Origin of the sequence: Myxococcus sp. AB036A (assembly GCF_006547355.1) — a bacterium.
Lineage (GTDB): Bacteria > Myxococcota > Myxococcia > Myxococcales > Myxococcaceae > Myxococcus > Myxococcus virescens.
Genome location: NZ_VHLC01000102.1, coordinates 1 through 13,224, shown reverse-complemented (window position 1 = coordinate 13,224; position 13,224 = coordinate 1). Strand labels below are relative to the sequence as shown.

Sequence of the window (13,224 nt, the reverse complement as noted above, 5' to 3'; positions counted from 1 at the left end):
CGCCTCAGAGTGGGCCGTTGGGCGTGAGGAGCACCTTGCCGGCGCGCCCACCTTCCATGGCGCGCGTCAGGGCCTCCTGGATGGACTCCAGGGGGAAGGTTCCCTCCACCGGAACGTGGAGTGTGCCCTCCGCCACCTGCTTCGCGAGCCGGGCGAACAGGGCGCCCTGCTCCTCGCGCGGCGTCTTCTTCATCCACGTCACCAGCCAGAAGCCGCGCAGGGTGATGTCCTTGAAGATGGTGGCGGCGGCTGACAACCGAGGGCCTTTTCCGCTCATCACGCCGTAGTTCACCACCACGCCGCCGCGCGCGAGCGCGTCACCCAGGCGCTGGGTGGACTCACCGCCGACGGCGTCGATGGCCAGCCGGACCTTGGCGCCGCCCGTCACCTCGCGCACGCGCTCCGGCAGGTCATCCGAGTCCAGCAGCACGGCGTCCGCGCCCTGCGCGGTGAGCTCCGGTGCCAGTTCTTCACGCCGCACCACGTTCAGCGTCTTGAAGCCAGCCTGCTTCGCCAGGGTGATGATGGAGCGGCCCACCGCCGAGTTGGCGGCGTTCTGTATCACCCACTCGCCGGGCTGCAGCGCGACGAAGTCCCGCAGCAGCAGGTCCGCGGTCGGAGGATTGATGAACAGCATGGCGGCCTGCCGCAGGTCGGTTCCCGGCGGCACCCGCAGGAGCGAGTCCGCGGGAGCGACCAATTGGGTGCACCAGGTGCCCGCGCCCAGCGGGAGGAATACGACGTCACCCACCTTCACGGCGCTAGAGTCCTGGACTTCGACGACGCGGCCGACGCCTTCGTTGCCGGGCACCGCTGGGAGCTTCGGGAGCTGTCCGTACTGGCCGCTGAGCGTGAGGATGTCGGAGGGATTGATGGGCGTGGCCAGCACTTCAATCCGAGCCTCGCCCGGCTTCAGCGCCACGTCCGGCTGCTCCACGACTTCCACCACCTTCAGTGGCTGTCCGAAGGCTGAGAACCGCACTGCTTTCATGGGACGCTCCATGCTTCGTGTAGGCGTGTGGGGCGCACCCTAGCGACCTTCGAGGGGCGCGCCGAGCATCCAAGCAGTCGCCGTGCCCTACCGTCTTGTCTTCCAGGGGCGGGGCACCTGTCCACGGATGGACGCGGGCTCCGCGTGGGCGGGGACAGGCGGACAGACGGGGCTCGCCAGTCGCGTCCACGCTGCCCACTTTCCGTTGCGGGCAACGGGACGGCGAGGAGGTCGATGGTGAGCAACGCGCACGGGGAGTTGTCCCTGGCCCCGCCAGCAGGCGCTGTGGGAGCAGCGGCGCCGCAGCGGGTCCTGAAGCGGTGGATGGTGGTGGGGCTTCGGCCCGTCTTCGCGCTGGCGGGTGTGGGCACACTGGCGTTGCTGGTCCACAAGGCCGGGCCCCGCGAGCTGGGCGCCGTGTTGTCCAGCGCGGCGCCCTGGCTGCCGTGGGTGGTGCTGCTGGAGCTGGGGCGGCAGTGCATGGACGGACTGGCCACGCGGCGTGCCTATGGCCCGGGAGCGGGGCGCGTGCCCTGGCGCGTCTTGGCCCGCGCGCAGCTCATCGGTACCGCGGTGTCCAGCATGGCTCCGGCGGGGCGCGCCGCGGCGGAGGCCACCAAGGCGGCCCTGCTGAGTCCCTACATGGGCGGAGGAACCGCCACCGCGGCGGCGGCGACCTCGCAGGCGGCGTCCCTGGCGGCGGGAGGCTTCATCTCGTTCCCCTGCGCCCTGGCGTCCTACCTGCTGACGGGTATGTCTCTCTTCACCATGCTCATGTTGGCGCATGGCGTGTTGCTGGTGCTGCTGTCGGTGGGCGTGCGCGCGTGCATGCGCGCGAAGCGGCCCGGTGCGTGGCTGGTGTGCCGCTTCAGCCGCTGGGCGCTCCATGCGGAGCAGTTCAAGGCCTCGGCGCGGTGCGGGTCGTTGCTGCCGTGGTCGCCCATGCTGGCATTCCTGTGCAGCCGGCTGTTCCAGGTGGCGCAGTATGGCGTGCTGACCTACGCGGTGGGCATCGACACCTCACTGGTGCAGGCGTTCTTCGCCCAGGGCCTCTACCTGTGCGCGCTGGCAGTGGGCTCGCTGGTGCCGGGGCAGGTGGGCGTGAGTGACGGCGCCTTCGCGCTGGCGGCGGGCGTGCTGGACACCACGGCCGCGCGCGCCATGTCGGTGGCGCTGCTGGGGCACCTGGTACAGCTGCTGTTCGTGCTGGTGGGGGCGCTCATCCCGCTGGTGTGGCGGATTCGGGCGCCGCTGCCCGTAGCACCCGCACCGGCGTGCCGCTGAAGGCGGCGTTGCCGCAGAGCGCATCCACGGCCTGCGCGTCCGTGAGGTCGTTGTGGCTGGCGCCCGCGTGGGCGGTGGCCACGGCGAGCCGGGTGCCCTGGCGGCCATGTCCGTACCCGTGGGGCAGGCTCACCACGCCGGGCATCACCTCGTCCGTCACGTGGATGGGCACCGTCACCGTGCCGACGCGCGAGGTGACGGTGGCCTCCATGCCGTCGGCGAGCGCCCGCCGGGCCGCGTCCTCCGGGTGCATCATCAACGTGCAGCGCGGCTTGCCCTTCAGCAGGCCCGGTACGTTGTGCATCCAGGAGTTGTTGTCGCGCAGGTGCCGCCGGCCGATGAGCAGCAGCTCGCCACTGTGCTGCTCGGGGACGGTGCCCTGGGGGAAGGCTGCTTGCAGGCGTCGCACGTCCGCCACCAGCAACTCCGGCGCCAGATGGATGCGGCGGTCCTTCGTCTGGAGACGCCGGGGCAGGCAGGACTGGAGCGGCCCCAGGTCGATGCCGTGGGGCGACTGGCGCAGCTTCTCCAGGGTGAGGCCCTGCTTCGCCGGGTGGAGGCGCGCGCCGTAGGGCCCCAGCCGCAGGCCCAGGTCCAGTACCCGCTCCGGACCTAGACGGGACAGGGCCTGGTACTTGAGCGTGGCGCGCACGGAGAGGCGGCCCTTGCGCAGCGTCAGCAGCCGGTGCTGGAGGGCGAGCAGAATCTGCCAGTCCTGGCGGCTGCCCGGCCCGGGCTCGAAGAGGGCGGGCGAGTACTTCGCGGTGTTGCGCACCGCCAGCGCGTGGAAGGCGATGTCGTAGTGGCTGCGCTCCAGCGGTGACACCGGCGGGAGGATGAGGTGCGCGTGGCGCGTCGTCTCATTGAGGTACGGGTCGATGCTCACCATGAAGTCCAGGCCCGCGAGCGCCTGTTCCATCCGAGCGCCATCAGGCGTGGACAGCGCGGGGTTGCCCGCGACGGTGAGCAGCGCGCGGACGCGGCCTGGGCCCGGCGTGAGCATCTCCTCCGCCATCGCCGCCGTGGGCAACTCCCCCGCGAACTCCGGAAGCCCTCGCACGCGGCTCTTCCAGCGGCCGAAGCCGCCGCGGCCCACGGCCAGGGCCCGTGGACCTCCGACGACGTCGAACGCGGGCAGGGTGAACATGGCGCCGCCGCGCCGGTCCAGGTTGCCGCTCACCACGTTGAGCACGGTGATGAGCCATTGGCAGAGCGCGCCGAAGGACTGGGTGGAAACCCCCAGGCGGCCGTAACACACGGCGGCTCGCGCGGAGAGGAAGTCCCGGGCGATGCGGCGCAGGGTGTGCGCGGGCACGCCCGTGTGCGGGGCGACTTTCTCCGGAGGAAAGTCCCGGGCCAGCGCGCACACGGTCTCCAGGCCGTCGGTGAAGGCATCCAGCGGCCCCAGGCGTGGCGCGTGCTCCACCACCGCCACGTGCAGCAGGGCGAGCAGCGCGAGCGCATCGGTGCCCGGCCGGATGAAGACGTGCGTGTCGGCGATGGCCGCCGTCTCCGTGCGGCGCGGGTCCATCACCACGATGCGGCCACCGCGCTGCTGGATGGCACGCAGGCGGGCGCGCACGTCGGGCGCCGTCATCAAGCTGCCATTGGACGCCAGGGGATTGGCGCCCAGCATGAGCATGTAGCCGGTGTGGTCGATGTCGGGAATCGGCACCATCAGCTGGTGGCCGAACATGAGGTAGGCGGTGAGCTGGTGCGGCAGCTGGTCCACGGACGTCGCGGAGAAGCGGTTGCGCGAGCGCAGCGTGCGCAGCAGCTCCGGACCGAACAGCATGTTGCCCAGGTTGTGGACGTTGGGGTTGCCCAGGTACGAGCCCACCGCGTCACGGCCGTGCTCGCGCTGGATGGCATGCAGGCGGCGCGCGGTCTCATCCAATGCGTCGTCCCAGGAGACGGCCTCCCAACCGCTGGCGGTGCGGCGCATGGGGCCGCGCAGCCGGTCCGGGTCCTGGTGAAGGTCCTCCAGCGCCAGGGCCTTGGGACAGACGTGGCCCCGGCTGAAGGGGTCCTCCGCGTCACCCCGGATGGAGGTGATGCGTCCGGCGTCCAGCTCGATGCGCAGGCCGCACATGGCCTCGCACAGGTTGCAGGTGCGGAAGTGGACCTGGGGACCCGGGGCGGCGCTCATTCGCGGAACTGTAGCGCGCGGCAGAGGGCCGTCCGCCCGGCGACGCGGGTCGCGCTTCCATCCGTCTGGGTTCAGACGATGGGCTTCCTGGCGGACTGCACGATTTCAGCGGCACACGTGCGAGAGGCCCGTGAAAGGATGCCGTCCCAGGAGGGCAGCACATGCACCGCGTGTATCCGTTCATCGTCTCCCTGGGGCTCTCGCTCGCGCCGCTCGCCGCCCATGCCACGGCGCCGGCTGCGCCCGTGGCCGAGGTGAAGGCGCCGACCATCCAGTTCAAACAGGTGAACGCCCGCGTGGGGGACCAGGAGGAAGTGGACAACGCCGTGGACATGCGGCTGGCGCTCGACCTGCGCGCTTCGGACATGGACAAGCCGATGTCGGTGGCCATGTCGGTGACCTCGTCCAGCCGCCACACGGTGACGGTGCTGGCCGCGAAGGGGAAGGTCATCTCCAAGGTGAAGATGGCGTTCGACGACGTGGGCGAGGTGGCCGAGCAGCAGGGCAAGGTCCAGCGCAAGGCGAGCCCCATCAGCCGGAAGACGTACCTGGCGGAGTGGAAGAAGGACCGCGTGGTCATCACGAACGCGGCGGGCAAGCCGGTGCCCAAGGAGGAAGCAGACGAAGTGGCGAAGCACCTGCCGGAGCTCGGCAAGCCCGACCGGATGGAGGCCGCCTTTCCGAAGAATCCGCTGGCGGTGGGCGCCACCCTGGATGGCTTCTCCGATACGCTCGCGAAGCAAATCGTGGACGAGCAGGGCGATGACACCCGCGTCACCCAGGCGCGCGCACGGTTGGTCGAAGTGCGTCAGGACCCGCGCGGCGCCGTGGGCATCTTCGACGTGGCGATGACGGTGTTACGCCAGGAAACCAAGGCACCGTTCCTGCTGACCATTCCGCTGCAAGGGCAGATGTCCGTCCTCGCGGAGGGCATCCAGTTGCTGGAGCTCACCTTGTCCGGGCCGGTGAAGGTGGAGCTGACCGACGACGCCGTCGAGCAGGGCTTCGAGGCGCGCGGCGAGGGCGCGATGAGGCTGCGGCTCATGGGCCGGAGGGCTGACGCCGCGCGTTAGGCGGATGGCCCGGCAGGTCGTCCGCTGTGCGCGAAGGCGCGGCGGCGTGACAGACGGCTGACAGAGTTTTGGGAGGCTGCGCGGTTAGAGGGTTCTGAATGTACCTGCACGCGCTCGGCCACTTCCATCCTCCCAACCTTCTGACCAACGCCTTCTTCGAGGAGCTGGGGCTGGAGACCAGCGATGCGTGGATTGTGGACCGCGTGGGCATCCGCGCGCGGCACACGGTGCTGCCGCTGGACTACCTGCGGGAGACGCGCAACCGCGACGTGCGCGCGGCGCAGGAGGCGGCGCTCTTCAGCAACGCGGAGACGGGACGCCGCGCGGCGCTGATGGCGCTGGAGCGCGCGGGGCTGAAGCCGTCCGACATCGGGCTGGTGGTGGCGGGCGGATGCAGTCCCGACGAGTGCATTCCCGCCGAGTCCAACCGGGTGGCACAGCTGCTGAACATCCAGGCGCCGGCGGTGGACCTGCAGAGCGCTTGCTCGTCCTTCTGCATGCAGCTGCACTTCCTGGCGGGCATGCGGCCGGAGCGACTGCCGGACTACGTGCTGGTGGTCAACATGGACAACTCCACGCGTGTGGTGGACTACACGGACCGCTCCAGCGCGGTGCTGTGGGGAGACGGCGCGTCCGCGGCCATCCTGTCGCCGCGCGTGCCGGGGCGCTGGCAGCTCACGGAGACGCTGCTGGCCGGAGACCCCTCGGGCGCGGACAAGGTGCGCGTGCCGCGCATGGGGCACTTCACCCAGAACGGCGGCGAGGTGCAGAAGTTCGCCATCCGCCGCGCGGGGGAGACGTTCCAGGCCCTGCGCACGCGCTTCATGGAGCGTCACCCGGACAAGGGCGCGGGGGCGGTCTCCTTCATTGGGCATCAGGCCAACCTGCGCATGCTGGAGGCCGTGCAGCGGCGGTGTGAGGTGCCGGACGCGCGGCACTTCTTCAATGTGCACACCCGGGGGAACACCGGCGCCGCGGGCGCGCCTGGCGTCCTGAGCGAGCACTGGGACGACCCCTCCGTGGGAGACGCGGTGGTGCTGAGCGTCGTGGGCAGCGGCCTGACGTGGGCCGGCGCCTTGCTGGAGCGCACCCCGGCGCGGTGAGCCGCTGAGCAGCATTCCCCCTCGGCGGACCGGGGCCGTCTGAGGTGTGTGTCATTGCCTCCTGGTATTCGTTGAAGACCAGGGGGGAGTCATGACCGGTCCGCGGTTCCGCCAGCTTGTCTGGCTTGGGGTGTTCGCTGCTTCTTTGTTGGGCTGTGGCACGGCGGTCAGGTCTTCCATGCAGCAGGCATGGGACCACGCGGAAGTGGAGTGCTTCGAGCCACGGGAGGACCAATGTGTCTCCCTGCTGTGCCTGGGCGAGGCCTGCGGCTTCTATCGTTGTGAGGACCTGCCCGGTGACGTGGCGCTGGCGCGCTTCCCGCCCGCACGTCCACCCGCAGCCGCGGCGACTCCCGGCAGAGGGCCTCGCAGGAACTGGGGCGGGGGGCAGCACCTGCCGCGCGGCGCCGTCATGGTCTTCCCGAACTGGAGCGGCGCTCCAGCGCGAGTCGTACCGCCTTCACATCAGCTGACACCTGGGCGCTGGGAGAAGCACCACATCTTCCCGCAGGCCCGGGACCTGGCGGAGTGGTTCGAGGGGAAGGGCATCAAGATCCACGACTACACCCTGCCGATTCCTCGAGACCTTCACCAACGGATTCACGGGGGTGGCGCTCGCGGTGGAGCGTGGAACCAAGCGTGGCGTGAGTTCCGCCTCCGTAACGAGGAGTCCACGCCCGAGGAGGTTTTCAGGCACGCCGGGGAACTCATCTACCGATTCCAGCTCCTGGGCGGCCCACTGCGGCCCTACTATTCTCGTCCAGGAACGTGAGGACGCATGCCCCGTTACTTCTGGCTGCAAGAGGACCGGGTTGCGACTGCCCGTCATCACGGGGACTTCAACGCCGCGCACAGGTGGCGCTTGCCGGGTCTGGCGAAGTGCCCGGGTTGCGGAGCGACCTGGAGTTCCTCAGGGCACATGTACCCCTCCGTGGACTTGTCCGGGCTGCCCGAGCAGGACCTGTTCCTCAAGGCTCGGTCAGCGCCCTTCGCCGAGTTCGCGCGGCTTCGCGAGCTGGTGCGGCCATTGGCGCCACCGGCCGCGACGTTGCCTCCTGGGACGCGGTTCGGGCCGCTGGTGGGCACGGCGCAGGGGGACCTGGGGCCACTGAGCTGGCAGGGGCGCTACTTGCTGCTGCTGCGCCGGGACACGATGGAGCAGCTCCAGGCGGAAGGCGTGCGCGGGCTCATGGGGGTTCGAGCGGAGCTGCGGTTCCGACAGAAGCACCCACCGGAGATGTTGGAACTCCAGCTCGAACCGGGTGGTCTGCTGCACCCGCAGTGTCTTCCTCCCGACCTCCCGCTGGCGTGCGCGACCTGTGGCCGGCGTGGGCTCCAGTTGCCAGACGAGCCCATCCTCGATGGCGCCTCTCTCCCCATGGACCGTGACGTGTTCCGCCTGGGCAACTACGCGACGGTGCTTGTGGGGACCGAGCGTTTCATGGAGGCGGTGCGCCGGCTGAGGCTGGAAGGCATCCACTTCCAGGAGCTCTCCATCCGCTGAAGCGCCGCGGTTGATTGCCCGACGTTGATCCTCCAGGACCTGTCGCCGTCCACTGCCGTACAGCGTTGCCCTTCCGGGCGTTGGCGGTGCCCGGGAGCGTGTGCAGCGTATGTCCTGTCGGATTCAGTGGGGTCTGGGGTCGGGGGTCGGGCGCATGCGAACTCAAGCGTGGGGTGGGAATCTGCGGTGTCTCGTGGCGGGCATGCTGCTCGTCGCGGGCGCCGCGCAGGCGGGACAGAAGCAGGTCGGCGGCGTGCACATGCCGGTGTCGCTGAACCTCAAGGGGCGCACCGTCGAACTCGCCCACATGGAGCTGCACAAGCAACTCTTCTTCAAGGTCTACGTCTGGAGCCTCTACATGGAGGACCGGCCACGCTCCACGGACGAGGCCATCAACTCCAACTCCGTGAAGCGGCTCCACTTCCACTTCCTGCGCAACATCTCCCGGGACCAACTCGTGGGCAGCTTCCGGGACGGGTTGGAGCACAGCCCCGCCCTGCGTCGGGGGCCGCTGGCGAACCACCTGAGCATCATGCTCGCGTCGCTGAAGGACGTGCAGAAGGGCGAGGACCTCGTCATCACCTACACCCCGGGCGTCGGGCTCGAAGTCGGAGGAGATGCCTCCGGTGGCGTCTTCATCCCCGGCAAGCACTTCGCGGACGCACTCTTCTCCGTCTGGCTTGACTCTCATCCTATTTTTCCGCGCTGACTGACACACTGGGCTGCCCGTCAGCCATTCATTCGTTTCAGCTCAAAATATGTGCGAGGTTCTTCCTGACCCAGAGCACCACCAGCGATAGGCTGGCGCTTCATTCACAGGTGTCAGGAGGACACGTACATATGCGGAAACCGCTGGTTCTGGCTGCACTCGTCGCGCTCTCCACCACGGGCTGCGTTTCGCAGGGGAAGTTCGACGCCAAGGCGCTCGAGGCGGAGAACTTCGCCAAGGGCCTCAACGACGAGAAGGGTGCTCGCGAGGCCGCCGAAGCCAAGGTGAAGGCGCTGGAAGAGAAGATCGCCGAGCTGGAGCAGGAGCGGGAGGCGCTGAACACCCGCCTGGGCACCGCTGAGTCCCGTCTCACCGCGGGCGCCGCGGAGCGCCGCGCGCTGGAGGAGAAGAACTCTCAGCTGGCCGCCCTCAACGACGAGCTGGCGCGCAACACGAAGAAGCTGGCCCAGGCGAAGGAGGAGCTGGAGAAGCGCAGCTCCGAGTACGAGAACCTGGCCCAGAGCCTCAAGCAGGAGATTTCCGACGGCAAGATTGAGCTGTCCGAGCTCAAGGGCAAGATGACCGTCCAGCTCAAGGACAAGATTCTCTTTGCCTCCGGCTCCGCCCGGGTCGGCAAGGAAGGCGAGGAGGCGCTGAAGAAGATCGCCGATGCGCTCAAGACGGTGCAGGGGAAGATCATCCGCGTGGAAGGCCACACGGACGACGTCCCGACTGGCGGCGGTCAGTTCCCGTCCAACTGGGAGCTGAGCCTGGCGCGCGCCATGGCGGTGGTCCGTTCACTCCAGAACGCTGGTGTGGACCCGACGTTCCTCTCCGCTGCGGGCTACGGGCAGTACCAGCCCATCGCGGCCAACGATTCGGCGGAGAATCGCAGTCTGAACCGCCGCATCGAAATCGTGCTCGCGCCGAAGTAGGCGCCGCACTAGGAGGGGCGCGGGAGTCCCGCGCCCCTCATGAAAATCCTTCTCGCCGTCCTCTGCCTCCTCGCCGCCACTGGCGCCGCCGCTCAGCAGGACGCGGGCGTCACGGATGCCGACGCCGGCGCGCCCCAGGGCGTGCTGACGAAGCCCCCCGCGCTGGTGCGCCAAGTGGAGGCAATCTATCCACCGGACGCCGCTGCCCAGCAGCTCGAGGGCACGGTGGTGATGTGGGTCGACATCTCGGAGACGGGCGCCGTCTCCAACGTCGAGGTGTCCCAGCCCGCCGGCCACGGCTTCGACGAGGCCGCCGTGGAGGCGGTCCGCCAGTTCCAGTTCGAGCCCGCCGAGGTGGACGATGTCCCCGCGCCGGTGCGCATCGAATACGCCTACCAGTTCGTCTTCCGTCCACCGCCGCCGCCGGAAGCGGAGGACGCCGCAGCCGTGGAGCCCGAGGCTCCCGTGAACTTCAGCGGCCGGGCGCTGGAGCGGGGCACGCGGGACGCGCTCCTGGGCGCGGAGGTGGTGCTGCCCGCGCTGGAGCGCTCCACCGTCACCGACGAGGAAGGCCGCTTCTCCTTCCGCGGCATCCCGCTGGGCACGTACGAGGTGCTGGTGGTGCAGAGCGGCTACGAGCGCTTCCGCACCGAGGAGACCTTCACGGAAGGCCAGGAGACGCGCGCCACGTACTACGTGCGCAAGCGCATCTTCGGCGCGTTCGAGACGGTGGTGCGCAGCGAGCGCGAGCGCAAGGAAGTGACGCAGACCACGCTCCAACTGGCCGAGGTGCAGCGCGTCCCCGGCACCCAGGGTGACACGCTGAAGGTGGTGCAGAACCTTCCCGGCGTGGCGCGCCCCGCCTTCAACGGTGGCCAGCTCGTCATCCGCGGCACGGGCCCGCAGGAGTCCGGCGTCTTCCTCGACGGCCAGCGGATTCCGCTGCTCTACCACTTCGGAGGCCTCACCTCCGTCTACAACTCGGAGCTGCTGGAGGCGGTGGACTACCTGCCCGGCAACTTCTCCGCGTACTACGGAGACATCACCGGCGGCGTCATCAACGTGCGCAGCCGCGAGCCGCGCACGGACCGGCTGCACGCCACCGTGGGCGTCAGCCTCATCGAATCCAACGCGGTGGTGGAGGGGCCCATCACCGACACGCTGAGCTTCGCGGTGGCGGGACGGCGTTCGTACATCGACCTGGTGCTGGGCCTGGTGCCACAGGGCGACAACGGCCCCAGCCTCCAGGTGGCGCCGCGTTACTACGACGCGCAGCTCAAGCTGGTGTGGAAGCCGAAGTCGCGCCACACCTTCACGCTGCAGGGACTCACCTCCAGGGACAGGCTGGGGCTCGTCTTCGACCGGCCCGCGGATGACGACCCCACCGTCACTGGTGGGTTGAACGTCACCACCGGCTTCAACCAACTGCGCCTGCGGCACCAGTACCGCGCGGACGCGCTCACCCTGGACACGCACGGCCTGGTGGGCAACACGCTGGTCCAGTTCGGCATCGGCGACCGCGGCCTGCGCATCGCCTCCACGGACCTGAACCTGCGCTCCACCGCGGAGTACGCCTTCGGGGAGGCGCTCACGCTGGCGGGCGGCATCGACGTGGTGAGCAACTTCGCCCGCGTCACCGCGCGCATCCAGGGCCTCTCCCGCGAGGGCGAGCCGCCGACGCCCACCGTCACCGATGACGTGCTCACCGCGGACGGCGACTTCCTCCAGTACTTCCCCTCCACCTGGGTGGAGGCGCGCTGGAGTCCCGTGCCGCGCCTGCTGCTGGTGCCGGGCCTGCGCGCGGAGAGCTACGTCTTCACCGACCAGACCCAGGCCCGCCGCACCTTCAACCCGCGTCTGGCGGTCCGCTACGGCCTGACGGACACGCTGACGCTCAAGGGCGGCGCGGGCGTCTATCACGGGCCACCCGTGCAGGATGAGCCGAGCGTGGCCTTCGGCAACCCGGACCTGCGCGCGAAGCGGTCGCTCCAGTACAGCGTGGGCGCGGAGTGGCAGGCGCGGCCGGAGTGGTTCGTGGGCGGCGAGGTCTTCTACAACGACCTGGACGGGCTCATCGTCCGCTCCAACGCCACGGTGGTGCGCAACGGCCAGCGGGTGCCCGAGCGGTTGAGCAACGGCGGCGTGGGACGCATCTATGGCCTGGAGGTGCTGGTGCGCCGCGCGCTGACGGACCGGCTCTTCGGCTGGGTCTCCTACACGCTCAGCCGCAGCGAGCGCCAGGACGCGCCGGGCGTGGGCTGGCGCCTCTTCGACAATGACCAGACGCACGTGCTGACAGCGATTGCGTCCTACAAGCTGCCGGCGGGCTGGGAGGTGGGCGCGCGCATGCGCTTCGCTTCGGGCAATCCCACGACGCCGGTGGTGGGCTCGGTGCGCGACGACGGGTCGGACGTCTTCATCCCGCTCTACGCGGCGGTGAACTCGCGCCGGCTGCCGTCCTTCAACCAGCTGGACATCCGCGTGGACAAGAACTTCGCCTTCGAGAAGTGGGCGCTCAACGTCTACCTGGACCTCACGAACGCCTACAACAACCCGGCGGTGGAAGGCATCGCCTACAACTACAACTACACCCAAAGCGCTTACTTCGAAGGACTGCCCATCCTTCCCATCATCGGCGCCCGGGGGAGCTTCTGAGCATGCGTTCCATCCTCCCCGCTCTCGTGGTGGTGCTGCTCGCCGGTTGCGGGCCCGACTTCGAGCTTCAGAGCGAAATCCGGCGCGTGCGCGTGCTGGCCATCCAGGCGGAGCCCGCCGAGCTGGTGGTGGACCCGGACGCCTCCACGCTGCCCGGGCCCATGACGTTCAACGCGCTGGCGGTGACGCCGGACGCGCGCCCCATCACCGTCCGCTACGCGCTGTGCCGCTTCACTGGCAATCCCTATGACGGGCGGTGCCCGGGGGACGACAGCGTGCCGTTGCCGGACGGCGAGCTGTCGCTTTCGGACCCGAACGTGCAGGCGGTGTTGCTGGAGGCACTGACCGCGGGCAACCCGGGTGGCGGTGGAACGCTGGACCCCGAGGACCCGGCGCTGCGCGAGGCGCTGGCCCGGGGCATTCCGCTCTTCATCGGTTACGAGGCCACGGACGGCAGCGGCACACCGGAAGGCACGGAGCGAGGCGTGCGCCGGGTGACGTTGCGGGCCACCACCACGCCCAACCAGAACCCGGTGGTGTCGGACGTCCTGTGGGACGGCGCGCCGCTCACCGGCCCGCTGCCCGTGTCGCGCGAGGTGACCTTCACGCCGGTGCTGGCCGAGGGCAGCGTCGAAATCGAAGAGACGGACGAAGGCCCGCGCCCCGAGCAGGTCTTCTTCAGCTGGTTCGCCACCGGCGACGGCGAGGTGAAGGAGTTCCGCTCCCAGGAGCCCGTGGAAGGCCGGCCGGGTGACCCGACGTCGGCGTACGACACCCCCGCCACGCCCCAGCGCGTCACCTTCTGGGTGGTGGCGCGGGAC

At 69.6% G+C, this 13,224-nt stretch carries 11 protein-coding genes; 9 read left to right on the top strand and 2 right to left on the bottom strand.

The features are described from left to right. Positions 1 to 4 precede the first annotated feature (4 nt). Positions 5 to 991, bottom strand: a complete 987-nt coding sequence (locus FL344_RS30865; RefSeq protein WP_141621047.1) for a zinc-dependent alcohol dehydrogenase family protein — start codon at positions 989 to 991, stop codon at positions 5 to 7. Positions 992 to 1,315: 324 nt separating this feature from the next. On the opposite strand from FL344_RS30865, the gene FL344_RS30860 reads away from it, so the two are divergent. Then, positions 1,316 to 2,275: a lysylphosphatidylglycerol synthase domain-containing protein gene (locus tag FL344_RS30860; RefSeq protein ID WP_090486990.1), complete on the top strand. Its 960-nt coding sequence runs from the start codon at positions 1,316 to 1,318 to the stop codon at positions 2,273 to 2,275. Here the strand turns inward: FL344_RS30860 and FL344_RS30855 are convergent. After that, the gene (locus FL344_RS30855) at positions 2,211 to 4,424 is read right to left on the bottom strand and encodes a molybdopterin oxidoreductase family protein (RefSeq protein ID WP_141621046.1); all 2,214 of its coding nucleotides are present in this window, start codon (positions 4,422 to 4,424) and stop codon (positions 2,211 to 2,213) included. The two genes, FL344_RS30860 and FL344_RS30855, sit on opposite strands and share 65 nt — an antisense overlap. A 161-nt stretch (positions 4,425 to 4,585) precedes the next feature. Here FL344_RS30855 and FL344_RS30850 point away from each other — a divergent pair, with 161 nt between their 5' ends. The 8 genes from FL344_RS30850 to FL344_RS30815 form a co-directional block, all read left to right on the top strand. Beyond that, on the top strand, positions 4,586 to 5,497 hold the full coding sequence (locus tag FL344_RS30850) for a hypothetical protein (protein WP_141621045.1): 912 nt from the start codon (positions 4,586 to 4,588) through the stop codon (positions 5,495 to 5,497). A 98-nt stretch (positions 5,498 to 5,595) separates the two neighbouring features. Beyond that, the gene (locus tag FL344_RS30845; RefSeq protein WP_141621044.1) at positions 5,596 to 6,600 is read left to right on the top strand and encodes a 3-oxoacyl-ACP synthase III family protein; all 1,005 of its coding nucleotides are present in this window, start codon (positions 5,596 to 5,598) and stop codon (positions 6,598 to 6,600) included. Between the two features lie 91 nt (positions 6,601 to 6,691). Next, positions 6,692 to 7,372 carry a TIGR02269 family lipoprotein gene (locus tag FL344_RS30840; RefSeq protein WP_090485581.1) on the top strand — a complete coding sequence of 227 codons (681 nt, stop codon included), beginning with the start codon at positions 6,692 to 6,694 and terminating at the stop codon, positions 7,370 to 7,372. 6 nt (positions 7,373 to 7,378) lie between these two features. After that, positions 7,379 to 8,104 carry a double-CXXCG motif protein gene (locus FL344_RS30835; protein ID WP_141621043.1) on the top strand — a complete coding sequence of 242 codons (726 nt, stop codon included), beginning with the start codon at positions 7,379 to 7,381 and terminating at the stop codon, positions 8,102 to 8,104. Between the two features lie 154 nt (positions 8,105 to 8,258). After that, positions 8,259 to 8,813: a chalcone isomerase family protein gene (locus FL344_RS30830; RefSeq protein ID WP_141593319.1), complete on the top strand. Its 555-nt coding sequence runs from the start codon at positions 8,259 to 8,261 to the stop codon at positions 8,811 to 8,813. 131 nt (positions 8,814 to 8,944) lie between these two features. Next, positions 8,945 to 9,748 carry an OmpA family protein gene (locus FL344_RS30825; RefSeq protein WP_011550976.1) on the top strand — a complete coding sequence of 268 codons (804 nt, stop codon included), beginning with the start codon at positions 8,945 to 8,947 and terminating at the stop codon, positions 9,746 to 9,748. A 39-nt stretch (positions 9,749 to 9,787) separates the two neighbouring features. Next, positions 9,788 to 12,403 (top strand): TonB-dependent receptor, encoded by a 2,616-nt coding sequence (locus FL344_RS30820; RefSeq protein ID WP_141621042.1) that lies wholly within the window; start codon positions 9,788 to 9,790, stop codon positions 12,401 to 12,403. Positions 12,404 to 12,405: 2 nt separating this feature from the next. Continuing rightward, a partial coding sequence (locus tag FL344_RS30815; RefSeq protein WP_141621041.1) for a hypothetical protein occupies positions 12,406 to 13,224 on the top strand: 819 nt, incomplete at its 3' end.